General features: G+C 69.5%; 20 protein-coding genes and 1 tRNA gene. 15 read left to right on the plus strand and 6 right to left on the minus strand.

Annotated features, from left to right (window positions below; genetic code table 11):
• Positions 1–97 precede the first annotated feature (97 nt).
• Positions 98–1210, minus strand: a complete 1113-nt coding sequence (locus ASF71_RS07435; protein ID WP_056297415.1) for an FtsW/RodA/SpoVE family cell cycle protein — start codon at positions 1208–1210, stop codon at positions 98–100.
• Positions 1207–2493, minus strand: a complete 1287-nt coding sequence (murD, locus tag ASF71_RS07440) for a UDP-N-acetylmuramoyl-L-alanine--D-glutamate ligase (protein ID WP_056297418.1) — start codon at positions 2491–2493, stop codon at positions 1207–1209. The genes ASF71_RS07435 and murD overlap by 4 nt, the downstream gene beginning before the upstream one ends.
• Positions 2494–2665: 172 nt before the next feature.
• On the opposite strand from murD, the gene ASF71_RS07445 reads away from it, so the two are divergent.
• The 4 genes from ASF71_RS07445 to ASF71_RS07460 all read left to right on the plus strand — a co-directional run bounded on the left by ASF71_RS07445 (position 2666) and on the right by ASF71_RS07460 (position 5962).
• A tRNA-Ala gene (locus tag ASF71_RS07445) sits at positions 2666–2740 on the plus strand.
• A 151-nt stretch (positions 2741–2891) separates the two neighbouring features.
• Entirely contained in the window at positions 2892–3920 is a 1029-nt protein-coding gene (locus tag ASF71_RS07450; protein ID WP_056297420.1) for an RNA ligase (ATP), read from the plus strand.
• Between the two features lie 153 nt (positions 3921–4073).
• Entirely contained in the window at positions 4074–4700 is a 627-nt protein-coding gene (locus ASF71_RS07455) for an RNA ligase family protein (RefSeq protein ID WP_056297423.1), read from the plus strand.
• Positions 4697–5962: an AAA family ATPase gene (locus ASF71_RS07460; RefSeq protein ID WP_235514215.1), complete on the plus strand. Its 1266-nt coding sequence runs from the start codon at positions 4697–4699 to the stop codon at positions 5960–5962. The genes ASF71_RS07455 and ASF71_RS07460 overlap by 4 nt, the downstream gene beginning before the upstream one ends.
• Here the strand turns inward: ASF71_RS07460 and ASF71_RS07465 are convergent.
• Positions 5949–6914, minus strand: a complete 966-nt coding sequence (locus tag ASF71_RS07465; protein ID WP_056297432.1) for a tripartite tricarboxylate transporter substrate binding protein — start codon at positions 6912–6914, stop codon at positions 5949–5951. The genes ASF71_RS07460 and ASF71_RS07465 overlap by 14 nt on opposite strands.
• Positions 6915–7296: 382 nt before the next feature.
• On the opposite strand from ASF71_RS07465, the gene ASF71_RS07470 reads away from it, so the two are divergent.
• The 5 genes from ASF71_RS07470 (at position 7297) to ASF71_RS07490 (ending at position 13537) form a co-directional block, all read left to right on the plus strand.
• The gene (locus ASF71_RS07470; RefSeq protein ID WP_056297434.1) at positions 7297–8064 is read left to right on the plus strand and encodes a sulfite exporter TauE/SafE family protein; all 768 of its coding nucleotides are present in this window, start codon (positions 7297–7299) and stop codon (positions 8062–8064) included.
• Complete coding sequence (locus ASF71_RS07475; RefSeq protein WP_056297437.1) at positions 8061–8357, plus strand: hypothetical protein; 297 nt, start codon at positions 8061–8063, stop codon at positions 8355–8357. Before ASF71_RS07470 ends, ASF71_RS07475 begins: the two co-directional genes overlap by 4 nt.
• A gap of 392 nt (positions 8358–8749) precedes the next feature.
• Positions 8750–11110, plus strand: a complete 2361-nt coding sequence (locus ASF71_RS07480) for a 3-hydroxyacyl-CoA dehydrogenase/enoyl-CoA hydratase family protein (protein WP_056297441.1) — start codon at positions 8750–8752, stop codon at positions 11108–11110.
• 38 nt (positions 11111–11148) lie between these two features.
• The gene (locus tag ASF71_RS07485; protein ID WP_056297443.1) at positions 11149–12351 is read left to right on the plus strand and encodes a S9 family peptidase; all 1203 of its coding nucleotides are present in this window, start codon (positions 11149–11151) and stop codon (positions 12349–12351) included.
• On the plus strand, positions 12344–13537 hold the full coding sequence (locus ASF71_RS07490; RefSeq protein WP_056297447.1) for a thiolase family protein: 1194 nt from the start codon (positions 12344–12346) through the stop codon (positions 13535–13537). The genes ASF71_RS07485 and ASF71_RS07490 overlap by 8 nt, the downstream gene beginning before the upstream one ends.
• A gap of 55 nt (positions 13538–13592) precedes the next feature.
• Here the strand turns inward: ASF71_RS07490 and ASF71_RS07495 are convergent, their stop codons facing one another.
• Both ASF71_RS07495 and ASF71_RS07500 read right to left on the minus strand, forming a co-directional pair.
• Positions 13593–14477 carry a hypothetical protein gene (locus ASF71_RS07495; RefSeq protein WP_056297450.1) on the minus strand — a complete coding sequence of 295 codons (885 nt, stop codon included), beginning with the start codon at positions 14475–14477 and terminating at the stop codon, positions 13593–13595.
• A gap of 57 nt (positions 14478–14534) precedes the next feature.
• Complete coding sequence (locus tag ASF71_RS07500; protein WP_056297453.1) at positions 14535–15125, minus strand: hypothetical protein; 591 nt, start codon at positions 15123–15125, stop codon at positions 14535–14537.
• Between the two features lie 338 nt (positions 15126–15463).
• On the opposite strand from ASF71_RS07500, the gene ASF71_RS07505 reads away from it, so the two are divergent.
• Complete coding sequence (locus ASF71_RS07505; RefSeq protein ID WP_056297456.1) at positions 15464–16669, plus strand: 23S rRNA (cytosine(2499)-C(5))-methyltransferase; 1206 nt, start codon at positions 15464–15466, stop codon at positions 16667–16669.
• A 26-nt stretch (positions 16670–16695) separates the two neighbouring features.
• Complete coding sequence (gene dinB / locus ASF71_RS07510; protein ID WP_056297459.1) at positions 16696–17757, plus strand: DNA polymerase IV; 1062 nt, start codon at positions 16696–16698, stop codon at positions 17755–17757.
• A gap of 3 nt (positions 17758–17760) precedes the next feature.
• On the opposite strand, the gene ASF71_RS07515 is transcribed toward dinB, so the two are convergent.
• Entirely contained in the window at positions 17761–18282 is a 522-nt protein-coding gene (locus tag ASF71_RS07515; RefSeq protein WP_056297462.1) for a DUF2721 domain-containing protein, read from the minus strand.
• Positions 18283–18433: 151 nt separating this feature from the next.
• On the opposite strand from ASF71_RS07515, the gene ASF71_RS07520 reads away from it, so the two are divergent.
• The 4 genes from ASF71_RS07520 to ASF71_RS07535 all read left to right on the plus strand — a co-directional run bounded on the left by ASF71_RS07520 (position 18434) and on the right by ASF71_RS07535 (position 24078).
• Positions 18434–19744, plus strand: coding sequence for an AI-2E family transporter (locus tag ASF71_RS07520; protein WP_235514216.1), 1311 nt, complete (start codon positions 18434–18436; stop codon positions 19742–19744).
• A 65-nt stretch (positions 19745–19809) separates the two neighbouring features.
• Positions 19810–20859 carry a 23S rRNA (adenine(2503)-C(2))-methyltransferase RlmN gene (gene rlmN, locus ASF71_RS07525; RefSeq protein ID WP_056297465.1) on the plus strand — a complete coding sequence of 350 codons (1050 nt, stop codon included), beginning with the start codon at positions 19810–19812 and terminating at the stop codon, positions 20857–20859.
• A gap of 247 nt (positions 20860–21106) precedes the next feature.
• A complete protein-coding gene (locus tag ASF71_RS07530; RefSeq protein WP_056297468.1) occupies positions 21107–22780 on the plus strand; it encodes a tetratricopeptide repeat protein in 1674 nt (557 codons plus the stop codon).
• Complete coding sequence (locus ASF71_RS07535; RefSeq protein WP_156372665.1) at positions 22777–24078, plus strand: SPOR domain-containing protein; 1302 nt, start codon at positions 22777–22779, stop codon at positions 24076–24078. Before ASF71_RS07530 ends, ASF71_RS07535 begins: the two co-directional genes overlap by 4 nt.
• Positions 24079–24083: the final 5 nt, after the last annotated feature.

Consider the following 24083-nt stretch of genomic DNA (forward strand, 5'->3'; position numbering starts at 1 on the left):
GGGGGGCATCTTCCGATTTGGTGCCTCTTGGTCCGGTGCCTAGTCTTCCAGTAAACAACCCACCGTCCAGAGGCGGTGGGTTGTTTGCCTGACAGGTTCAGTCGTCGGCGGGCATGGGCATGAGGTCGGCGGCATTGTTCTCCTGGGGCAACTGCTCGCGCACGTGGCGCAGCGCCGAGTGGATCACGCCCAGGGCGACGCTCATGGTCAGCATGCTGGAAAAGCCGTAGCTTACCAGCGGCAGGGGCACGCCCGTCACCGGGAAGATACCGGCCGCCACGGCGAGGTTCACGAAGGCCTGCCCCACGATCATGAACATGCAGCCGATGGCGAGAATGCTCGCGCCGTGGACCTCGGGGGTCATGGGCCGGATACGCGAGGCGAGCTGCGCGACCTGCAGCGCCGAGGACACGATCAGCCAGTAGGCGAACAGCAGCATGACCACGCCCAGCAGGCCGGTGCTGAAGCCGACCGCCGCCACCACCATGTCGGTGTGGGCCGCGAAGTAGTCCCAGCGCAGGCCGTCGGGGCCGTGGCCCCACCAGCCACCGAAGGTAAGGTCCCGGTGGGCCATGCCGATCTGGTCGAGGCCCTGGGGCAGCGCCTCGTCGCGGTTGCGGTGGCCGAACCAGCGCTCGACGATGTACGGGTGCCGCTCCAGATAGAGGCTGAGGAAGGGGATGGATACCAGCCCCAGGGACAGCAGGAAGCCGCTGATATTGCTGATGCGCACGCCCGCCGCATACATCAGGATGATGCCCAGCCCGAAGGTCAGGACGCTGGTGCCCAGGTCGGGTTCCAGAATCACGAGCAGGGTTGTGAAGATGATCATGCCTGTGGCGCTCAGGAGCTTGTGCTGCACGCCCCGGCGTGAGAAGAAGGACGCCAGTTGCAGGATCAGCCCGAGCTTGGCGAGTTCGGAAGGCTGGAAGCGGATGCCGAGGTTGAGCCAGCGCCGGGTCCCCGGACTCGTTTCGGTGCCCACGCCGATGACCAGCACCAGCAGCAGCAGCACGAGGGTGGCACCCCAGAACGGCGTTCCCGCCTTGAGCAAGGTGCGCGGTTTGATCCGGGCCACCAGAAAGGTCACGAGGATGGCGAGAAGCGCCTTGCTGCCGTGATCGACGATGAGCTGCGGGCGCGCAGCTGCCACGCCCATCAGTCCCAGGCTGATGAGGAGGAGCTGCGCCACGAGAAGCTGGACGCTCATGCCCCTACCTCCGCCGCGAGGGTCAGCGCCGCCCGCCGGAAACTCTCACCGCGCGCCTTGTAATCCCGGAACAGGTCGAAGCTCGTGCCGATGGGAGCCAGCAGTACCGTGCCGCCCCCCACCCCGCCGCTGCGGCCCAGCGCCTCCAGCCCGGCGCGCGCCGCGTTCGCCATGACCTCGTCGCCGCCCTCGCCCCCGACCGGGGTGAAGGGCAGGCCCAGCTGCCGCGCCAGCGCCTCGCCGTCCTGACCGAACGCGATGACCTGGGTGACCCGGCCCTGCGCGGCGGCCGCCAGCGGTTCCAGCTCGGCGCCCTTGTCGCGGCCGCCGACGAGCCAGGCGATGGGGGGGGTGGCCCGCTCCAACGCGGCCTGTACGGCGATCGTGCGGGTGGCGATGCTGTCGTCTATGAAGGCCACCTCGCCCACGCGCGCCACCGTCTCGAAACGCCCGGCGACCGGCCGCGCCGAGCGCAGGGCCTGGGCCAGGACGGCCGGGTCGGCCACGCGGCCCAGATGGGTCAGCAGCGCCTCGGTGGCGAGTACGGCGGCGGCGGCGTTGGCCGGGTGGATGCCGGGATGCAGCTCGGCCGAGGAGAGGACGACCTCCCCGTTCGCCAGGGCGATCTGCGCGGCCGAAAACGCGCGGCGCTCGGCGCGGGTAGTCAACTCTAGCCCCTGGGGAACGACTAGCACGTCGCTCGCCTCCTGCCCGGCCGTGATGTTGAGCTTGGCAGCGTGGTAAGCCTCCACTGTACGGTGACGGTCGAGGTGGTCGGTCCCCAGGTTGGTGATGACCGCCACCGGCAACCGCAGCCCCGGTACCCGTTCAAGCTGAAAGCTGCTGAGCTCCACGACGGCGACCTCGGCCTCGTTGACCACATCAAGCAGCGGTGGGTCAATGTTGCCGCCTTCCATAGCCCGCACCCCGGACTCGCGCAGGAGGTGAGCAATCAGGACCGTCGTGCCTCCCTTGCCTGCCGTGCCGGTCACGCCGACCATCGGTAGCCTGGGCCGGGCGCGCGCCGCCAGGGCGACCTCCCCCACGATCTCCGCGCCGCCGGCCTGCAGCGCCAGCAGGTCGGGATGGTCGATAGGTACGCCGGGAGCCGCGACGACCGTGCGGTAGTGGCCGCGCGGCGCAGCGCGGGTATGGCCCCAGTCGGCCATCAGCGCCTCGTCGCCCGGCGTGGGCTGCGCGTCGTGCCACGCGGCACGTACGCCCTCGGCAGCCAGAAAACGGGCGACCCCCCGTCCGCTGCGGCCCAGGCCGTAGATCAACATGTCTTTACCCTGCACTTCACCATCTGTTCCTGCCCCGTCTGACCCTGTCACGCCCCCCACGATAGGCGAAAAGGTCCGTGTATGGGTGCGGCTCAGGTGTGTCCCGCCCCTTGGGCCGCTGGGGGGGAGACTTGCCAAGTCGCTCCACCTCTGTTAAGCTCGTCGGCGCTGAGGGGGCTTAGCTCAGCGGGAGAGCATCCGCTTTGCAAGCGGAGGGTCTAGGGTTCGAATCCCTAAGCCTCCACCAAAGAAGACCGCGTGTAATGCGCGGTCTTTTTTTATTTCCAGGCATGGGCCACCTAGCCTGCCTCGCCCGGCCCATCTGGCCGATGCCCGGGCCTGACCCGGCCGCGTAACCTGCCTGCCGGCAGTTCTGGAGACTGCCCAGGAGAACGCTTATGGCCGAACGTCAAGTGATCAAGGACCGCGCCCGCCTCTTTCCCCACCCGAATGCCGAACGCCTGGAGCTGTGCAAGGTCGCGTCCTTCCAGCTCGTGGTGCGCCGGGGCGAGTACGCAGATGGCGACCCCATCGTCATCGCGCCCGAGCGGGCCGTGTTGCCGCCCGAGCTCGCGGGCCGGTATGTCAACGCCGAGACGGGCCAGTCCTACCTGCACGGCCCGGAGAAGAACCGCGTCGGTGCGGTGCGCCTGCGCGGCGAGCGCTCACAGGGCGTGGTGCTGTCGCTTCCCGAGGTGGACGCTCTGCCTTTTAGCGAGGACCTCGCCGAGCGCCTCGGGATCACCTTCTGGGAGCCTCCGGTGCCGGTCAGCATGGCCGGTGAGGTGACGCCGTTGCCGCAGGCCGCGCATTACCGGCACCACGACGTGGAACAGTTCGGGATCTATGCCGGCGAGTTCCAGTCCGGCGAGCCGGTGATCGCCACCGAGAAGCTGCACGGGACCCAGGGCGTGTACTTCCGCGCGCAGGACGGCGGCTGGTGGGTGACTTCCAAGGGGCTCTCACGCCGGGGCATGGGCCTCAGGCCGTCGGACACCAACGTGTACTGGCAGGCTGCGCGCCATACGGGATTGTTCGCCGCGGCTGACGTGGCCTTCCCGGCGGGCGAGCTGCAGGTGTTCGGCGAGGTCGTGCCGGTGCAGAAGGGCTTCTCGTACGGGCAGCGGCAGGTGGTGGTCCTCGTCTTCAAGGTGGTGCACGAAGGGCGGCAGGTCGCGCGCGCCGACTGGCCGGCGTGGTTCACCGAACATGCGGTTCCGGTGCTGTACAGCGGTCCCTTCGATGAGGCGGCGCTGCGTACCCTGCGGGGCGGCCTGGAGACGGTGTCGGGCCGGGGCCTGCACATCCGCGAGGGACTGGTGGTTACTCCCCTGGTCCCGCGCCGCACGGCCGACGGCCTCAACCTCAGCCTCAAGCTCATCTCGGACGCTTATGCCAAAAAGGAGACAGGCGAGGAGTTCTCGTAGGACCGGGGCGGGGGGTGGGCGGGACCAGGCTGCCGAGCGTGAGGCTGCCCCTGTGTCCCGGTCCTAGGCCATCCGGCGCAGGAGGAACAGGCCGGACGGCGCTGCCGGTGGCGTGGAGGCCGCACTAGCCTGCACCCAGGAGTTGATCTGCCCATGCGCCGCAAGTATCCCCGCACCCCCCACCTGCCCTGGTCGCCCGGCCTGAGCAGCGACGACACCCGGCTGGGGCAGGCCCGGCAGTTCGCGGGGCGGGAGGTGGTCGTCACCGAGAAACTCGACGGCGAGAACACCACCCTCGACCGCTGGGGCCTGCACGCCCGTTCCCTGGACCCCCGGCCCCACCCGTCGCGGGCCTGGGTCGGCGGGCTGCATGGCCGCGTCGGCTACCTGATTCCTGCGGGCTGGCGGGTCTGCGGCGAGAACGTCTACGCCCGGCATTCGCTGGCGTACACCGACTTGGAGGGGTATTTCTATCTGTTCAGCGTCTGGGACGAGACGGGGACGGCCCTGGCGTGGGACGAGACCCTGACCTGGGCGCGGACACTGGGGGTTCCCACTCCGCGTGAGCTGTACCGGGGCCCCTGGGACGAGGTGCTGGTGCGCGCCCTGCCGGTAGACCCCCTGACCACCGAAGGGTACGTGGTACGCACGGTGGCCGGATTCGCCCATGAGGAATTCGCCGACCATGTCGCCAAATACGTGCGGGCCGGGCATGTCCAGACGGACGAACACTGGATGCACCGCGCAGTCGTGCCCAATGGCCTGAGGAGACCGTCATGAGGCCCGAGGTGCAGGCCTTGCGGGGCCCCAGCCTCCCGTCGTTCCCTGAGCTCATGCGGGCGTTGGCCGACCCGCTGCCGCTGATCTCCCAGTTGGAGCACACCCCGCAGAATCCCCGCTGGCACGCCGAGGGTGACGTGGCGCGCCACACGGCCCTGGTCTTCGCGGAGGCGGCGCAACTGGCCGACGCCGAGGCCCTGCCCCCCGATGAGCGCCTGATCCTCCTGCTCGCGGCGGCCCTGCACGATGTCGGCAAGGCGCTCACCACCCGGCTGGTCGGCGACGCGGAGGCGGGGGAGGAGATGCGCCTCGTGTCGCCGCGTCACGCCGACCGGGGCCGCTCGTATCTGGCCTACCGCCTGCCGGAGCTCGGGCTGCCGCCGGCCACCCTGCGCGCGGTGCTGGCACTGGTCGGGCATCACCACGACGTGCCGCGCGTGCTGGAAACGGGCACGCCCGCCGTCTATCGCCGCCTCGCCCGGCAGGTCAGTCTGCCGCTGCTGTATCTGCTGGAGCAGGCCGACCTGCGGGGCCGCGTGGGCGAGGGCCAGGCCGGGCGGCTGGACGACCTCGACCTCTTCCGCATGCAGGCGCAGGACTACGGCCTCTGGGACGGCGGCGATCCTTACCGGGCGTGGGCGGAGGTGGTCGGGGCCGTGCTGGCCGGTGCGCCGCCCGCACTGCTCGACCGCACGCTCGGACAGGGCGTCCTCGACCATGAGGCCGGCCGCATCCGGACCCCCGAGGAAGCGGTGGCCCGCGCCTACCGCGCCCGCGGCGGTTTCGCCGAGTTGGTGGTGGTGTGCGGTCCGAGTGGTTCGGGCAAGAGTACCTGGATCGCCGGGGCGCTGCCGGACTACGAGGTCGTGTCGCTTGACGACCTGCGCGGGCGTCTGGCGGGCCGGCGGGCCGACCAGGCCATGAACGGGCAGGTCATGCAGGCCGCCCGAGAAGCCCTGCGCGCGGCGCTGCGCCGCAACGGCAAGGTCGTCTGGGACGCCACAGGCCTGAGGCGCGACTTTCGCCGGACCGTGCTGGGTCTGGGGATGGACTACGGCGCGTTGACCACCCTGGCCGTGTTCCAGCCGCGTCCCGGCGACCTCGGGGCGCGCAACCTGGGCCGCGCCCACGCCGTGCCGGGCGCCGTGCTAGCCGCCCAGCTCGCCGGCGCCGAGTTTCCCTATCTGCCCGAGGCTCACCGCACCCTCTGGGTGGACGGCGACGGGCAGACGACCGGGCAGGCGGGGTTCAGTTCGTCTTGATGTTGAGTTCCTTGAGCAGGTTGTTCACGTAGCCGCGCTGCGAGCGCACGAACTTGGTGAAGTTGTCGCCTGACGTGAAGTAGGGGCTCCACTTGTTCTGGGCAAGCTGCTGCTGCCAGGTCGCGGTGCGGGACATGCGGGTAAACATCAAGATGAGCTGCGTGCGCGCCGCCTCGGTCAGGCCGGTGGGGGCCACGATGCCGCGCCAGTTCGAGACGTCCACGTCCAGGCCCTTGTCCACGAAGGTCGGCAGGTTGATGCCCTCCACGGGTTCGGGGGCCGAGATGGCCAGGCCGCGCACCTGCCCGCTGCGGATCAGGTCGTCCACCTCGCTGTAGCCGGCGCTGACCACGTCGAGTTCGCCGCCCAGCATCGCCTTGGTGGCCTGCGCGCCGCCCGCCGAGGGGATGTAGCGCACCTGCGAGGTCGGGATCTTGAGTTCCTGCGCGAGCTTCGACACGGCGATCTGGCCGCTGCCGCCGGCGCTGCTGCCCCCGAACCGGATGCTGCCGGGGCTGGCGCGGAAGCGCGCGATCAGGTCCTCGACCGTGCGGTAGGGCGAGCTGGCCGGCACCACAAAGACCTCGTAGTCGGTCGTGAGCCGCGCGATGGGCGTCACGTCGGCCGAGAGGTCATAGTTCGCGCCGTTGACCGGAATGCCCGCGACCATCACGAAGCCCGTCATCATGAGCTGGTTGGGCTGTCCACGCAGTTTCACGAAGTCGGCCAGACCCACGGTGCCCGCCTTGCCCGGCACGTTGTAGACCTCGACCTTGTCGCGCAGCCCTTCTTTCTTCAGGGTGTCGGCGATGGCGCGTGCAGTGTTGTCCCAGCCGCCGCCGACCGTCGCGGGCGCCAGGATGCGCAGGGTGGTCAGGTCCTGGGCCTGGGCAGGAGAGACGGTGGACAGAAGAAGCAGGCCGGAGCACAGAGCAAGACGGGAACGGATCATGGTGAACCTCAGGGGTGAAGGAGAGAAATGGAGACGGCCCGGACTGACCGCAAGGAAGTTAAAACACTTGTGAACCCAGCATGAGGAAACCGTTATCACGGGGCCGTGACGGCCTGAATGTTTAAGCCGGTCCTCCTTTGCATGCGTCTGGCGCAGCGGCTTGGTAGAAGTTTTCGACAATTGTCGCAAAGTAGGCAGGCCGTTTGCGCAATCCTGAGCAGGATTCTTCAGTCATGATCAAACTGTCTGCTGGTCAGTTGGAGTTAGTCACGATGTCGAAACTTCGTCCGGCGAGTTCGCCTGTTCAGGAGCCAGTGACACCCACGTCAGAGAACCAGCCCTTCGGCGGTGTCCGTGTTAGCCTCGGCGGCGTGAGAGGGTCTTGATTTCGGCGGCGACGCTCGCGGTGCTCGCCATTGGCCTCGTCGCCGGGGTTCTGGGCGCCATCCTGGGTCTGGGGGGCGGCGTGGTGGTCGTGCCCGCCCTGGAGTTCGTGCTGCCGCATTTCGGGCGCGACATCTCGATTGCCCAGGCGGTCGCCATCAGCCAGATCGGGGTGCTGGCGGTCGGCCTGAGCGGCGCAGCCAGCTACCTGCGTCAGGGGCTCGTGCGCGCCCGGACCGGGTATCTGCTCTCGCCCTATACCATCGTCGGCGGGGCGGCGGGCAGCTTCCTGGGGCTGGTGCTGCCGGCGCGCGTGGTGGCGACCGTGTTTGCGGCCCTCCTGCTGTACTCGGCCTACAACCTGCTGCGCGGCCTGAAACGGGTAGACGCCGAGCGAGAGCCCTCGCGGCTGGTGCCCCCGGCCATGACCTTCGCGGGGGTCATGAGCGGCCTGCTGGGCATCGGCGGGGGCACGGTGCAGGTGCCGGTCCTGAACCTCATGGCGGGTGTGCCCATCCGGCAGGCCATCGCCACCTCAACCTTCATCATGGGCCTGACTGCGGTGGGCAACGCACTCGTGTACCAGGCGGGTGGCCTGCTGGACCTGCCACTGGCCGGGGCCGTGGCCCTGGGGGTCCTGATCGGTGCGCGTGCGGGCGCCGGACTACAGAGCCGCATTCCCGCCGCACAGCTCAAGCTGTTTTTCAGCCTGCTGCTCATCTTCACGGCCCTGCAACTGCTGTGGAAGTACTGGGTGCACCTGTGAGCGCTCCCGGAGAGAAGGGACCAGCCCCGGCCCAGGACCGACGCGAACTGGCCGGGCTGCCCGATTGGCTGTATCCGGCGGGATTCTGGGTCGCGGTGGCCGTGTTGGCTGTGGGCCTGTTTTTTCCCCGTGTCGCCGTATGGGGCGTCGCCTGGGTCGGTGCCGTGCCGGTGCTGGCCGCCCTGTGGGTGGCCGTGGCGGCGTGGCGCACTGACCGCCGCCTGAGCGCCGCCGCCCTCGCCGCCCTGGCGGGTCTGGCCCTCGTGTTCGTGGTCAAACAGTTCATCGGTTAGGGAGACCCCCGACTCCAGCACAAAGCGGGCGCCCACACCGGAAAAAGGGTGCGGGCGCCTGCGGGTCAGTCGGGTCCACTCGCCGACGGAAGCCGTAAAAGTTGCTTGGGGCTCGCTCCCCACTGTAAGACACTCCGACTTCCGAAACGGTTTATCTGGACCAGATCAAACAGGAAGCTGGTCCTCATCTTGTGGTGGCTCTGGTACAGCTATGGGCCGAGCCCGGTGTGCTCGGCAGCAGCAAGGAACAGGCGGCGTGGAAAGGGCGGCGCTCCCCTTTGCCGACCTGGGTTGAGGACTGTATGGGTGTGGGCCGCAGTGGACAAACCTGGGGGCAGACTCTAAACTTTGGACCGAGTCTAATTTCAATTTCCAACCCCGCCGGAGGTCAGATGAAGCTTCAACCCCACCGCATCCAGCAGGCGGCCGTGATCGGCGCCGGTGTCATGGGCGCCGCCATCGCCGCGCAGCTCGCCAACGCCGGTATTCCCGTCACCCTTCTCGACATCGTGTTGCCGGACAATCCCGACCGCAACTTCCTGGCCAAGCAGGGAATCGCGCGTGCCCTCAAGGCCCGGCCCGCCGCCTTCATGGACCCCGCGCGCGCGGCCCTGATCACGCCGGGCAACCTCGAGGACGACCTCAAAAAACTCAAGGACGCCGACTGGGTCGTCGAGGCGATCATCGAGAAACTGGAGGCCAAGCGCGACCTGTGGGCCAGGGTCGAGCCGGTCGTCAAGAAGACGGCCATCATCTCCAGCAACTCGTCGGGCATTCCGATGCACCTTCAGATCGAGGGCCGCTCGGAGGACTTCCAGCGGCGGTTCGTGGGCGCGCACTTCTTCAACCCGCCGCGCTACCTGCACCTCCTCGAAGTCATCCCGACGCCCAAGACCGACCCCGAAATCGTGCGGGCCTTCAGCTCGTTTGCCGAATCCACGCTGGGCAAGGGCATCGTCGTCGCCAACGACGTGCCGGGCTTCGTCGCCAACCGCATCGGCGTGTACGGCATCGTGCGGGCCATGCAGCACATGGAAAAGGCTGGGCTGACCCAGGACGAGGTGGACCAGCTCACCGGTCCCGCGCTGGGCCGCGCCAAGAGTGCGACCTTCCGCACCGCCGACCTGTCGGGGCTGGACATCATCTACCACGTCGCCAACGACCTTGGCCGCGTCACGCCTCCCGACGAGGACTTCACGCTCACCGACACGTTCAGGACGCTGGTCGAAGAGAAGAAGTTCCTGGGGGACAAGACCGGCAGCGGGTTCTACAAGAAGACCAGAGACGAGAAAGGCAAGACCAAGATTTTGTCATTGAACTTAGAGACCCTGGAGTACGAAGACCGGGGCAAGGTGAAGGTGGCGGCCGTCGAGGCCGTCAAGGGACGGCCCCTGGCCGAACGTGTGCGGGCGCTGTACACGGCCGAGGGCAAGGAAGGCGACTTCCTGCGCGGCGTGATGAACGACGGGTTCTGGTACGCCGCCAAGATGGCCGGTAACGTCAGCGGCCGCCTTCAGGACATCGACAACGCCCTGAAGTGGGGCTTCGGCTGGGAGCAGGGGCCGTTCGAGACGATGGATACCCTGGGCGTCCAGACCGTCATCGCCAACCTGGAAGCCGAGGGCCGCGAGCTGCCGCCCCTGCTGGCCGCCATGAAGGCCAGTGGCAAGGACGCTTTCTACGTGGGTGACGAGACCGTGACCCCGGCGGGCGAGCCGACCCCCTACGCCGCGCCGTATTTCATCCTGACCGACCTGAAGAAGGACGCGACCAAGGTCGTGAAGAAGCGCGCCGGGGCCAGCATCGTGGACCTCGGTGACGGGGTGCTGCTCGTCGAATGGCACGCCAAGATGAACGCGCTGGGCGAGGACCAGCTTCGCGCGGTGCAGGACGCCCACAAGCTCGTGCAGAGCATGGGCTACGCCGGGCTGGTCGTGGGCAACCAGGGCGAGAACTTCAGCGCGGGTGCCAACCTCCCCCTGATCCTGTCGCAGGCCCAGGCCGAGGAATGGGACGAGCTCGACGACGCCATCAAGCAGTTCCAGACGGCCACCACCTCCATGCGCTTCTCGCCGCACCCCTGTGTGGTGGCGCCCTTCGGTCTCGCGCTGGGCGGCGGCTGCGAGTTCAGCATCCACGCCGACCGCGTGGTGGCGAGTGCCGAGACGTACATGGGCCTCGTCGAAGTGGGTGTCGGCCTGATTCCCGGGGGCGGCGGCACCAAGGAAATGCTGCTGCGCTTCACCGACATGCAGCAGCCTGGGCAACAGCTCGGTATGGCCCTGCTGCCCGCCGTGCAGCGCGCGTTCGAGCTGATCGGCACCGCCAAGGTCAGCACCTCGGCCCTGGAGGCCCGCAAGCTCGGCTTCCTGCGCGACCACGACACGGTCGTGATGAACAAGAACCACGTGCTCGAAGAAGCCAAGCGCGCCGTGTTGGACCTCGCGCCCGACTACGTGCAGCCCGTGATGCGCCAGGACATCCCCGTGATGGGCGACGCCGCGATCGCTGCCGTCAAGAGCGTGCTGTACGGCATGAAGGAGGGCGGCTACATCTCGCCCTACGACAATGAGGTCAGCCTGCAGCTCGCCCGCGTGCTGTCGGGCGGCACCGGCAACAACCGCGCCGCGAAGGTCAGCGAAGGGCACCTGCTCGACCTGGAACGCGAGGCCTTCCTGACCCTGCTGGGCAAGAAGGGCACGCAGCAGCGCATCGAGCACATGCTCAAGACCGGCAAGCCGCTGCGCAACTGAGCCGACCCTCGCCGCCCGACCCTGCCCGGAGGATTTCCATGCCCAGAACGCTGTCCCTGCTCTCCCGCCTGCGCGCCGTGCCCCCGCGCCGCCTTGCGGGCTGGGCCGCGCTGGGCTACGTGGGGGCGGTGCTCCTGGGGGCGCTGCTGGGCGCCGAGATCACCCTGCGCTCGAAGACCCGGCGCATCAAAGGCGAGTTCGTGCCGGTAGGACGTCGGGGCGGCGACGTGTTTTTGCCCGCCACCCCCGAGACACTTTCGCGTGGGGTCATCGGGATCGTGCCCCTGCGGCCCAACCGGGGCCACGCGCTGCTGGGGCCGCCGCAGCTTCTGGGCACGCTGGTGCGCCGCCGCATCCTGGAGGAGCGGGGGGTCGTGCCGAACGGTTCGGTGGCCTGGGCTTCGACCTTCGTGTACAACGGTACGCCCGCGCAGCTCGGCATTCCCTTCCAGAACGTCAATGTGCCGACCGGGGTGGGCGAGATGCCCGCGTGGCACATCCCCCCGGCCAGCGGCAGCGGTGAGCGCGACGCCGTTGCCATCGTCATTCACGGACACGGCGGACAGCGGGCGCAGGCCCTGCGGATGCTGCCCGCGCTGAGGCGGGGTGGGGTGGGCTCGCTGTTCGTGACCTTCCGCAACGCCTACGGTGCGCCGCGGGTGGGCCAGGGTTTTCACAGCCTGGGCGACCAGGAGGCCGACGACGTGCTCGCGGCGCTGGACTGGGCGCGGGCGGCCGGCTACAAGCGGGCAGTGCTGTACGGTTTCTCGATGGGGGGCAATATTGCCCTGTGCGTGGCCCAGCGCCCCGAGCGTTCGACACTGCCCTTGGCAGGCGTGCTGCTCGACTGCCCCGTGCTTGACTGGCGCGACGTGATCCGTGCCAACGGCCAGCGCTTCGGTATTCCGGGCTTCATGGCCGCGCACATCGGGCGCTTCGTGCAGTGGCTGGTCACGCGCCGCAGTGGTCAGGATTTTGATCTGGTGGACCAGTTGCGCGCCGCGCCGCGTTTTACCCTGCCCATGCTGCTGTGGCACGGCACCCGCGACCGCACGGTGCCGGTAGAGCAGGCCGACGCCTTCGCTGCCGCGCGCCCCGACCTCGTGGAGTACCACCGGGTGGAGGGAGCCAAGCACATCCGCTGCTGGAACCTCGGGCCTCAGGAGTACGACGCTCAACTCGAAACCTTCATTCGCCGGGTCCTGCCCGGTGTGGACAGTCAAGGAGAACCACATGCGTGACGCCGTTATCGTTTCCGCCGTTCGGACCCCGGTCGGCCGGGGTGTGAAGGGCACCCTCGCCAATACCCGCCCCGACGATCTCGCCGCCCTCGTGTTGAACGAGGCCGTGCGCCGCGCCGGCATCGACGCCGCCGAGGTCGAGGACGTCTACCTGGGCTGCGCGATTCCCGAGGCCGAACAGGGCCTGAACGTGGCCCGTATGGCTGCGCTGCGCGCCGGAATGCCCGACTCGGTGGGCGGCGTGACCGTCAACCGCTTCTGCTCCAGCGGCCTGCAGACCATCGCCATGGCGGCGGCCGCCATCCAGACCGGGCAGGCCGACGTGATGCTCGCGGGCGGCGTCGAGAGCATGAGCATGGTGCCCATGAGCGGCCACAACCCCAGCCCCAACCCCGAACTGGTCGACGAGCGCCCCGGCGCCTATATCGGCATGGGCCTGACGGCCGAGAACGTGGCCGCCAAGTACGGCGTCAGCCGCGCCGATCAGGACGCCTTCGCGCTGCGCAGCCACCAGAGGGCCGCCGCCGCGCAGGACGCGGGCCGCTTCGACGACGAGATCATCGCCGTGCCGGTGCGTGTGGACAAGCTGCGCGGCACCAAGCTCAAGTCCGAGACCCTCAGCTTCGACAAGGACGAACTCATCCGCCGCGACGCCAACCTGGAAGACATGGCGAAGGTGCGCCCGGCCTTCAAGCAGGGCGGCAGCGTGAGCGCAGCCAACTCCAGCCCCTTTTCCGACGGCGCGGCGGCCGTCCTGCTCATGAGCGCCGAGAAGGCGGAGGAACTGGGCGCCAAGCCCATCGCCAAGTTCCTGGGCTTCGCGGTGGCGGGCGTAGAACCCGAGCTGATGGGGATCGGGCCGGTCAAGGCCGTGCCCAAGGTGCTCAAGCAGGTGGGCCTGACACTGGACGACATCGACCTGATCGAGCTGAACGAGGCCTTCGCGGCCCAGAGCCTCGCCGTGGCGCGTGAGTTGGGCCTCGACCAGGAGAAGATGAACGTGAACGGCGGCGCCATCGCGTTGGGGCACCCGCTGGGGTGTTCGGGCGCCAAGCTGGCGACTTCCGCGATCTACGAACTGCGGCGCCGGGGCGGCGGCAAGGCGCTGATCACCATGTGCATTGGCGGCGGCATGGGCGCGGCCGGGGTCATCGAGGTCTACGGCGAGGAGCAGGCCGCCGACTGAGCACCACCAAACAGAGCCCAGGAATCAGGCTTCCTGGGCTCTGTTTCGTCTGACCTTACTTGCCTTTGGCAATCTGCCGGAGGTAGGCAGGCATGCGGCTGTGCCCGGTTGCAGACGCGGAGACCGCCTGCTTGTCCAGCCTCGCGCGGCCCAGATTTCCGGGCGTGACGGGGGCCACGGCCTGAAGCCGTAGCGCCGTCGCTGAGGCACTTCCCGACACCTGAGTTGTTACCTGGATCATCGCGAACTCGCCGTAGCCGACTGTGGTGCCGTTCCTGTCACGCACCTCGGCATCGTCGTCGTAGAACGCGGGCTGGCCCTCGATCTGCTCGAATCGGTTGTCGTCGTCGTCCGCAAGGATGTCAAAGCTCGGTGTCGTACTGGCACGTACAAAGCGGACCTGCAACTGCCCAATATCGGTCAGTGGACCAAAAAAGGCTCCCCCGGTGTAGCTCACGTTGTTGCCCACGTCCTCGGGGTCACGGGCGTCGCCGTAGTCGCCCAGTGCAATCCGGCCGTAGACCTCGGCGGCATCGTCGTCAAAGACAGCTAGGCCGGAACGTACAATCTTCTGCCCAGTCCCGTCGCCCAGTGCCCAGAGCCACAGGCCCTGATACAGCGTCGTGCCCGCCGGAGGCGTGGAGCCGACGAAGACGTTCAGCGTCCGGGTGTCGGTCGCCACGTTGCCGGCCGCGTCGTACGCCTTGGCGGTAAAGCCCACGCTGCCGTTGTCGGCGCTGCTCACGGTTACGCTGGCGGTGTACGGTTCCGAGGTATCGGTGTCGCTGGCGGCCGCGCTGAGRTTCACAGCCGTGCCGTTCTGCACCGCGCTCAGGGTGATGTTGGGGTTGGTGGTATCGGCGCTGGGCGCGCTGCCGCCGCCACCACAGGCGGCCAGCAGCAGCGAAAGGCTCAGGACGGGCAGACTCAGGGCTTTCATCTGTTTTCAGAATAGGAGAGAAGTTGTTCTGGCGTTGCCTCGTTTGCGGTGTAGACCTCAGCGCAGCGCTGCGAACCCGCGGTCCAGAGCCGCCCTCTGGACGGGCACCCGTCCGCCGGGCACCTCGGCCGAGAGCTGGCGTAGCGTCACCACGACCGGCTGCTGAGGCTGCTGCGTCACGCGGTCGAGAATGAAACCGGAGCCGGAAAACACCGCCTGCCCGCCCTGTGTCTCCAACTGGCGGTCACTGTCCGAGGCGATGAGATAGATCTGGCTGGAAGACGAGTCGGAGCTGTACGACAGGGCGACGTCGAGGTTCCCGGCGGCGAGACCCGGCCCCAGGCCCGCGTAGCCGCTCTGGGTCCCGGCGGCCGTGCGGTAGGTGCCGGTCGCCAGCCTGCCGGTGCCCAGCACCACCTCGCCGTTCAGGGTCAGGGTGCCCTCGCCGACCACCCGGCCTGCACTGTCGGCTGCACTCCAGCTCCAGACCCCTTGATACAGCGTCTTGCCCGGCGTGGGTGAGGGGACCGGCGTGGTCGTGGGCGGGGCCACGTACACGTTCACGGCCGCACTGCTCAAGCCCGTATTGCCGGCCGCGTCGTACGCCTTGGCGGTAAAGCCCACGCTGCCGTTGTCGGCGCTGCTCACGGTTACGCTGGCGGTGTACGGTTCCGAGGTATCGGTCCGTGCCGCTCTGCGCCGCGCTCAGGCCCACCGTCGGGGCGGTGGTGTCGGCCGGTGCCGGGGTGGGGGAGGGCGACGTCGTTCCAGTCTGCGGCTCCGGAGAGGCGCTGCCACAGGCGGCGAGCAGCAGGACCAGGCTCAGGGCGGCCAGACGCGGGGCGGACGGAGCCAGGGCATTCATGGAGGCACTGTAGACGGCCGGGTCTGACGGCGCTGTTTCTTTTTTCGCGCCGAATGCCAGATTGCGTAGCTTGCGGCGGCGGGGCCATCTGCTTCATGCGTGCTGCGCTACGCTACCCGGCATGTCTGGTGTTTCCACTCCCTCCTTGCCCCGCCTGCGCCTGCGCGTGGCCCCCGCTGCCGAGGCCCACATCCGCGCCGGGCATCCCTGGGTCTACGAGTCGAGTGTGCGTGACCAGAACCGCCCCGGCGAGGCCGGTGAACTGGCCGTGATCTACGACCGCCGCGACCGCTTTCTGGCCATCGGGCTGTACGACCCGGCCTCGCCGCTGCGGGTGCGGGTGCTGCACGCCGGGCTGCCCGTCACGCTCGACCCGGCGTGGTGGGCGCACCGCCTGGACACGCCCCTGCAGCGCCGGGCGCCGCTGTTCGCTCCCGACACCGATGGCTACCGCCTCATCAACGGCGAGTCGGACGGCTGGCCGGGGCTGGTGCTTGACCGCTACGCCGACACGCTGGTCGTCAAGCTCTACACGGCCGCGTGGTTTCCGCACCTCGCGTTGGTGCTCGAACTGCTCACGGCGCGCTTTCCGGGGCTCCGGGTGGTCGCCCGCCTGAGCCGCAACATCCAGGACGCGGCCGCGACACTCGGCCTGCACGACGGCCAGACCCTGCTGGGCCGCGCGCCCGCCGGGCCGGTCGTGTTTCACGAGTCGGGGCTGGCCTTCGAGGCCGATGTGGTGCAGGGGCAGAAGACGGGGTTTTTCCTCGATCAGCGCGAGAACCGTCGCCGGGTCGAAGGGTTCTCTTCGGGGCGGCGGGTGCTCAATGCCTTTTCCTTTACAGGCGGCTTTTCGCTGTACGCCGCGCGGGGCGGCGCGCGCGAGGTGGTCAGCCTCGACATCAGCGCGCACGCCCTGGACGGCGCCCGGCGCAATTTCGCCCTCAATCCGCGCCTCACGACTCCGCACGAGACGGTGCAGGCCGACGTGTTCGACTGGCTGCGCGACACCCGGCGCGAGTTCGATCTCATCGTCCTCGACCCGCCGTCGCTGGCCCGCCGTGAAAGCGAGCGCGAGGGGGCCATCCGCGCCTACGGCAAGCTGGCCGCCGACGGGGTCGCCCGACTGAGCCGGGGCGGCGTGCTCGTCAGTGCCTCGTGCAGCGCGCACGTCAGTGCCGACGAATTCTTCGGGGCTGTGCGCACCGCCGTGCGCCGCACCGGCCGCACGGCGAAGGAGCTGCGGACCAGCCGCCACGCCCCCGACCATCACGCGGCCTTTCCCGAGGCCGAGTACCTCAAGGCGATCTTCCTGCAGGTGGACTAGGCGGCGCCCGGCCCCGCGCCTCACCCATGACCCGCAAGATTATCCATGTCGACATGGACGCCTTCTACGCCTCGGTCGAGCAGCGTGACGACCCAGCGCTGCGGGGTGTGCCGCTGGCGGTGGCGTGGGGCGGCAAGCGCAGCGTGGTCCTGACCGCGAGCTACGAGGCGCGGCCCTTCGGCGTGCGCAGCGCCATGCCCCTGCACTGGGCGCTGGAACGCTGTCCGGGCCTGCGGGTCGTGCCGCCGCGCTTCGCGGCCTACCGCGCGGTGAGCGCCGAGCTTCAGGCCATCTTCCGGTCGTACACGCCGCTTGTCGAGCCGCTCTCGCTCGACGAGGCGTACCTGGACGTGACCGAGCCGCTGCGGGGTGGCCCCAGCGCGACCCGCATTGCCCAGAAGATCCGCGCCGACATCCGGGCGGTGACGGGCCTGAGTGCCACCGCCGGGGTCAGCGTGAACAAGTTCCTGGCCAAGCTCGCCAGCGGCCTGCACAAACCCGACGCCCTGACGGTACTGCTGCCCGCCCAGGCGCAGGAGCTGCTGCCCACGCTGCCGGTGGCGGCCTTTCACGGGATCGGTCCGGCGACGGCCGCGCGGCTGGCTGCCCAGGGCATCTTCACCGGGGCCGACCTGCGCGCCGCCTCGCCGGAGCAGCTCGCGCGGCTGTTTGGCCGGCAGGGCGAGCACTTCTGGCGCGTCGCCTACGGCGAGGACGACCGGCCCGTGCAGCCCGAGCGGCCGCATCAGAGCATCGGCGCCGAGACCACCTTCGCCGACGACCTGTCCACGCCCACCGAGGTCGTGCGCGCCCTGGCGGACCTGGCGCCTGCCGTCGAGAGCCGCCTGCACGCAGCGGGGCTGGCAGGCCGCACCGTGATTCTCAAGCTGCGCTTCGCCGACCGCGCCGTCCTGACCCGCCGCCTCACGCTGACGTATCCGGTGCAGGCCGCCTCCGAGCTCCACGCCTGCGCCGCGCGGCTTGTCACGCCGGGGCTCATCGCGGGGCGCGCCGTGCGGCTCGTGGGCCTGACCGCCGCCGGTCTGGGGCCGCCCCTCGCGGCGCCGCCGGGATTGTTCGGCGAGTAGAGGTCAGGCGGAATCCGGCCGGTTTCCCTGCCGGACCTGCTCGGCGTAGTAGCCCCCGAGTTCCTCCAGAAACCGCATCTCGCGGCGCGTGGTCTGGCTGCTCAGGGTGGATTCGAAACTCAGGAGCAGCGCCCCGTAGGCGAGCATCGAGGCGCCCACGACCGACAGAATCACGGGCAGGGGGCCGGTGTTCAGGTCACTCAGGCCCTGCGTGCCGATGAGGATGCTCGTACCGACGAGCAGCGCCACTGACAGATAGAAGGCCTGCATGGCGCGGTGCAGGTAGCGCGTGCGGCGGGTCAGGCGCGGCAGCTGTTCGAGAATCAGGCGTTTTTCCTCGGCGGCCAGGGGTTCAGACTGGCCCTGCGGCCCCATCAGGAGTTTGAAGCGGGCGGTGAGGGTCCGCACGCGGTCGGTGCTGCGGCCCAGGCGGTTGCTGGTGCTCAGGAGCAGCGTGCCCGCCCCGCTGATGAGGACGGCCGGCGTGATCATCGCCGTCAGGACGCTGAAAACAGGGTCGGCCATGCCCCAGGCTAAGCGGCCCAGCCCCGCTGCGGGCCCGCCTTGTCTGGGTCCGGGCCCTTCTGGGCTGCGCGGCGGCCTGTCACGGCGGGGCGCGTAAGCTTGGGCCTGGCCCTACTCCGGTCCCCGGCCACCCATCAGAGGAGAACCCCCCGTGAACGCCAAGCCCCTCCCTCCCAACCGCACCGTGCCGCAGTACCTGGCCCTGCTGTGGAACAAACCCTACATCCGCCTGCCGTTCTATCTGGCGCTGCTGTGGCTGGCCTGGATACTGCTCGGCCGCATGTCCAACGTGGTCGCCGTGATCGGCATGGCCTACGGGCTGTCGTATCTCGTCAACCCGCTCCTGAGCTGGCTGGAAAAACGTGGTCTCGGGCGGCCCTGGGGCACCCTGCTGCTCGTGCTGCTGTTCCTAGGGATCATGGGCGTGCTGTTCTGGACCCTGGCTTCGCAGATTAGCGCCTTCATCTCGGGGCTGCCGGTGCTGCTCAACCGCCTGCCCTCGCTGCTCGAAAAGGCCTTCAAGGACCACAGCGAGGTGCCCGGCATCGCCCAGATGCAGACCCGCCTCACCGAGTACGTCCGCAATCAGGTGGGCGAGATCAACAGCAACGTCGGCCCGATCCTGGCGGGAGCGCTCAACCCCAACTCCGACATCTTCAGCCGGGTGGGGAGTTTCCTGGGCTGGCTGGGTCAGGGCGTGATCGTCCTGACGCTGGGCGTGTTCTTCATGCTCGACCACACGCGACCGGGGCGCATGCTGCTGGGGCTGCTGCCGCGTCACTGGCAGCCCACCGCCAAGAGACTCTCGGACGACGTGAGCCGCTCCTTCGGCACCTATCTGCGCGGGCAACTGCTCACCTCGCTGGCGACGGCGGTCGTGGCCGCGCTGGGGCTACTCGTGCTCAACGTGCCCAACGCGCTGGCGCTCGGCCTCCTCACCGGTCTGCTCAACCTCGTCCCGGCGGTGGGGATGGTGCTCGCGGCCGTGCCGGTCATCCTCCAGGCGCTGCCGCAGGGCACCACGACCATCCTGCTCGTCTGCGGGTTGTACTTCATCCTCAACCAGCTCGCCTGGAACGTCATCGCCCCGACCATCATGGGCCGGACCTCGACCCTCAAGCCCGCCGGGATTCTGGTCGCGGTCCTGACCGGCGCCACGCTGGCGGGCTTTCTGGGCGCATTCCTGGCGATTCCGGCGGCGCTGCTGCTGCAACTGTGGGTCTCGCGCTACTGGCTGGGCAGTCCCGCCCAGCGCGGCGCGCCGCCTGCCCCCACGGAGCCGGACCACTTCTGGCCGGCGGACGAACCCCCGGACGACAGCCTCGTAACAGCCGGGAAGGGCGATCAAGACAGCCCCCAGTCTCCGGGAGCGGCGGCACCGGGCAAGCAGGACCACTCGGCGCACCCGGCCACTGCCCAGACGGACCACGGCGCGCCATCCCAGAACAGCCAGAACGGGTAGAGTCCCGGCCGGCAAACGTGCGCGGCACCTCGTCCGGGATGCCGCGCACGCCCTATACTGGCCGGATGCGCCTGCTCCTCGACCTGCATCCCGACGACTACCCACTGGAGGGCTACCGGCGCCGGCAGCTTCTGGACTGGGTCTTCGGGCAGGGTGTCGGCAGCTTCGCGGCGATGGCCACCCTGCCGGCCGAACTGCGCGCCGAACTGGAGCGTGACTACCTGCTCAACCCCTTCCGGGAGATTGAGACGGTCCGCAGCACGGACGGCAGCGTGAAGTACCTATTCACGTTGCAGGATGGCCGCCAGATGGAGGCGGTCTACATGCCCTACCTCGACCGCAAGACGATCTGCGTCTCGACGATGGTGGGCTGCCCGGCCAAGTGCGCCTTCTGCGCGACCGGGGCAATGGGCTTCGGGCGCAACCTGACCCCCGGCGAGGTCGTGGGTCAGATTCTGGCGGTAGCGGGCGGCGAGGGCCTGTCGTCGCCGCGCGAACTGCGCAACCTGGTCTTCATGGGTATGGGCGAGCCGCTGCTGAACTACGAGCACACCATGAACGCCGCGCGTATCCTGCTGCACCCCCTGGCGCTGGGCATGAGCAAGCGCCGCATCACCCTGAGTACCGTGGGTCTCGCCAAGGGGATCCGGCGACTGGCGGCCGAGGATGACCTGGGCCTCAAGCTGGCGATCAGCCTGCACGCTCCCGACGAGGAGACCCGTCAGCGCATCATTCCGACCGGCGCGGCCAACGGCATCAGCGACATCATGGCGGCGGCGCGCGAGTACCAGGCCGTCACGGGCCGGCGCCTCACCTTCGAGTATTCAATGCTGCGCGGCGTGAACGACCATCCCTGGCAGGCGGCGCTGCTGGCCGACCTGCTGAGCGGGCTGGTCAGCCACGTCAACCTCATCCCCATGAACCCCTGGGACGGCAGCGGCTTCGAGAGCAGCACCGAGGCCGAGATCCAGACCTTCTACGACGTGCTGGAGTCGCGCGGCGTAGATGTGAGCGTGCGCCGGTCGCGCGGCAAGGACGCCGGGGCGGCGTGTGGACAGCTGGCCCTCAAGCGTCCCAACGCCGCCAGCGGCGAAGCGCGGTTCGGCGCGGTCTGACAAGAGACGGAGGGCGACGCCTGCCCATCCACTCCGGCAGTTCCGGAAAGGTTGGGGGAAAGCCACTCGGCTTCCCGGCCAGCTGTGGGCATGGCTGGACGACATAGCGCAGCCGCATGGTGAAGTGGGGCGCTGCTGTGTGGGCGAAAAAGCACGGCTGGGCGCGGGCTGGGGCAGCGTCAGGAACATGCAAGACCGGCTGAATTAGGCTGGGGCGAGACGTCCCTACCCTCCGGAGGCCCCCGACATGCAACCCGTTTCCAGAACTTCTGTCCGCCTCGCCGCGCTGCTGAGCGTGGCCCTCGCCTGCGGCGCGGCCTCGGCCCAGTCCCTCGTCGAGACGACCACCTCCATCGGTATCCAGAACACCCTGAACAGCTCGACCCTACCCGGAATCCTGACGGTTCCGGCGGTGCCCCAGTCGCCCCAGGCCCAGACCACACCGGCCGCGGCGGCGCAGGCCCAGCCGGCTCAGGCTCCGGCACAGACCGCGCCCGGTGGTACGCCAGTCCCCGTGGTCACCGTCACGCCCCTCAGCGCCGCGCAGCAGACCGCCCTGACGGCCGCGCAGGCCGACTTCTCGGCTGGGCGCTACGCCCAGGCCCGCGCGGGCTTCGAGGCGCTCGTGGCGCAGAACTACAGCAGCCCCGCGCCGCACTTCGGCCTCGCGCTGACCTTGCTGGCGCAAAAAGACGAGAAGGGGGCGACCTTCGAGTTCACGCAGTTTCAGGTGCTCTCGCCTGGCAGCTACGAGGGGCCGTACAACCTCGGCGTGCTTGCCAGCCGCGCGGGCCGCTACGACGACGCGCTGAAGTTCTACCAGGACGCCGCCGTATTGGCCCGTACCGCCGGAAACCCGGTGGCGCAGGGACAGGCGCTTGAGGCGGTCGCCAGTGAGCAGACCCGCCGCGCCGACTTCGCGTCCCTGACCACCACCCTGACCGACCTCGCGGCGCTGCAACCCCAGAACGGCGACGTGCAGTTCCGGCTGGCACAGGCGCGCACGCTGGCAGGTCAGGGGGTCGCGGCGCTGCCGGGCCTGTACGCCCTGTTACAGCGCGAACCGGCCCGTGCGGACGCGGCCTCGCTGCTGGCCGACATCTACGTGGCGCAGGGCCTGCCCGAGCGCGCCCTGCGCGAACTGAGCGCCGCCGTGGGCCGGGTAGGGGACGGAACCGCCCGGTCCGGCCTCCTGCTGCAACAGGCCAGCATCCTGGCCAGTACGGGCGACCTGCGCGGGGCCATCTTCGCGGCCCGCGACGCCCGCACCGCCGACACCCGGAACGTTGCCGCCTATGTGCGCGAAGGCCAGTTGCGTCTCCAGAACAAGGACCGTGCCGGAGCGCTCAGCGCCTACCAGAGCGCGGCGCGGCTCGCCCCGAAGGACGCGGCCGTGCGCACCAGCCTCGCCGCGCTGCGTCTGGACCTGGGTCAGACGGCGCAGGCCACACAGGACGCCGCGCTGGCGCTGACTCTCAGTCCCGACACGGCCACGCGCGCCCGCGCGCAGTTCGTGCAGGGTGTGGGACTGTACCGCCAGGGCCAGTACGCCCGCGCCCGGACCCTGCTGGCTTCGAGCGCCGCCGCCGCGGCCAGCGCCGAGACCTCGCTGTGGCTGGGCCTGAGCAGCTACGCCCTGAAGGACTACAAGGGCGCCGTCACGGCCCTTCAGGCCAGCGTGCAGGCTTCTCCCAGCGCCGAGGCGCGGCGCAACCTCGTCTCGGCGCTGCTGGCCGATGCCCGCTACACCGAGGCCGAGGCTGTGGCGCGCGGTCTGGTCACCGACAGTCCCAAGGACGCCGAAGCGTGGTATCTGCTCGGGCTTTCTCAGCGTTCTCAGCGCCGTGACGGGGAGGCACGGCAGTCCCTGCGGACGGCGGCGAATCTTGGTAATGTCCGGGCCAGGGAGGCCCTGAAATGACCAGACTCAAAACCCGTTCGGGTGGCCCGCGCCGCTGGCCTGACGTAATGATCGGTGTACTCGTTCTCGCACTGCTGGGCGGATTCGGCGCCCTGCTCATCGATCAGCGGCGCCCGGTGGCCCAGGCGCCGGTGACGACCGAGCCGTCCACCACCGTCGTGATTCCCGCTTCGCCCGGGACCGTGTCCGAGCTGCCCACGCCCCAGACGACCGCGCCGACGACTCCAGTACAGACGGCCCCGGCCCAGACAACCCCCGCACAGACTGCGACGGATCAGGCGAGCGGAACTCAGACGACTCCAGCGCAGACGACCCCCACCGCCCAGAGCGGCCAGGGACAGCCGGCCCAGACCCAGAGCACCCAGACGCCGACTGCTCAGACGCCGGCTCAGAGCGGTGCGGCGACGGAGCAGTCGACCCAGCCCCAGACTCCTCAGACCTCTGCGGCCCAGCAGGGTCAGACGACCGGGACCGGGGCAGGTACGGCGACCACGGCCCCCCAGACGACTGATAACGGAACGGCCGCCGCCACCGAGATCCCTCCGGTGCCGACGACGCCGCCCGTGGGCCCGCTGACCACCCTGCCCCTCCCTGAGAATGCCCAGCCCGTGCAGCCCCCCGTGACTGCCGAGCCCGCGCAGCCCCAGACGGCGGCGACCCCTGCTGCGCCACGCGCGGGCGGCGCCGTGGCCGCCAGCGCCGCCCGCACGCCGCTGCGCAGCGACTACCGCATCAGCCTGGGCAGCTTCGCCACCGAGCGCACCGTGCGTAGCCAGACGGCTGGGGTATCGGGCCTGGGCTACACGGTGTATCCCATCAATATCGGGGACGGGTACGTGGCCCAGGTCGGCCCCTTTGCCGACGAGGCGACGGCGCGTCAGGCCCTGGCCGACATTCAGCGGGCGTCGCCCGGCGCGCTCCTCTACCGCCCCCGCGAGCGCGCCGCCCAGACCGAGGCCGACCGCGTGAGTACCCCGGCGACGACTGAGAGTCCCTCCTCCACGTCAGCGGCCCCGGAGACGTCGGCTGAGACGGCGCCCAGCCAGGATGCCGCCACGCCCGCCGCGCAGGCTCCGGCGCCCAGCGGCCCGCGTTACCTCCAGGTCGGAGCGTTCGACCGCGAGGAGAGCGCGCAGCGTCTCGTGGGGATGTTGCGGGACGCCGGGTTCGCGCCCACCGTCAGCGCTCCGCCCGAGGGTAAGGTAACGGTGCTCGTCGGGCCGTACAGCGGCGACGCCCTTCTGCGCGCCGAGGGTCGCCTCGATACCGCAGGGATGGACCACTTCCGTGTACGTTAAGGTGC

Source organism: Deinococcus sp. Leaf326 (assembly GCF_001424185.1).
Classification (GTDB): Bacteria; Deinococcota; Deinococci; order Deinococcales; family Deinococcaceae; genus Deinococcus.

Excerpts from the sequence above, each read along its gene's own strand:
- ASF71_RS07505 (WP_056297456.1), top strand. The coding sequence starts at position 15,464 with ATGTCTGGTGTTTCCACTCCCTCCTTGCCCCGCCTGCGCCTGCGCGTG.
- ASF71_RS07515 (WP_056297462.1), bottom strand. The coding sequence starts at position 18,282 with ATGGCCGACCCTGTTTTCAGCGTCCTGACGGCGATGATCACGCCGGCC.
- ASF71_RS07450 (WP_056297420.1), top strand. The coding sequence starts at position 2,892 with ATGGCCGAACGTCAAGTGATCAAGGACCGCGCCCGCCTCTTTCCCCAC.
- ASF71_RS07460 (WP_235514215.1), top strand. The coding sequence starts at position 4,697 with ATGAGGCCCGAGGTGCAGGCCTTGCGGGGCCCCAGCCTCCCGTCGTTC.
- dinB (WP_056297459.1), top strand. The coding sequence starts at position 16,696 with ATGACCCGCAAGATTATCCATGTCGACATGGACGCCTTCTACGCCTCG.
- ASF71_RS07455 (WP_056297423.1), top strand. The coding sequence starts at position 4,074 with ATGCGCCGCAAGTATCCCCGCACCCCCCACCTGCCCTGGTCGCCCGGC.
- murD (WP_056297418.1), bottom strand. The coding sequence starts at position 2,493 with ATGTTGATCTACGGCCTGGGCCGCAGCGGACGGGGGGTCGCCCGTTTT.
- ASF71_RS07530 (WP_056297468.1), top strand. The coding sequence starts at position 21,107 with ATGCAACCCGTTTCCAGAACTTCTGTCCGCCTCGCCGCGCTGCTGAGC.
- ASF71_RS07535 (WP_156372665.1), top strand. The coding sequence starts at position 22,777 with ATGACCAGACTCAAAACCCGTTCGGGTGGCCCGCGCCGCTGGCCTGAC.
- ASF71_RS07465 (WP_056297432.1), bottom strand. The coding sequence starts at position 6,914 with ATGATCCGTTCCCGTCTTGCTCTGTGCTCCGGCCTGCTTCTTCTGTCC.
- rlmN (WP_056297465.1), top strand. The coding sequence starts at position 19,810 with ATGCGCCTGCTCCTCGACCTGCATCCCGACGACTACCCACTGGAGGGC.
- ASF71_RS07490 (WP_056297447.1), top strand. The coding sequence starts at position 12,344 with ATGCGTGACGCCGTTATCGTTTCCGCCGTTCGGACCCCGGTCGGCCGG.
- ASF71_RS07435 (WP_056297415.1), bottom strand. The coding sequence starts at position 1,210 with ATGAGCGTCCAGCTTCTCGTGGCGCAGCTCCTCCTCATCAGCCTGGGA.
- ASF71_RS07485 (WP_056297443.1), top strand. The coding sequence starts at position 11,149 with ATGCCCAGAACGCTGTCCCTGCTCTCCCGCCTGCGCGCCGTGCCCCCG.
- ASF71_RS07480 (WP_056297441.1), top strand. The coding sequence starts at position 8,750 with ATGAAGCTTCAACCCCACCGCATCCAGCAGGCGGCCGTGATCGGCGCC.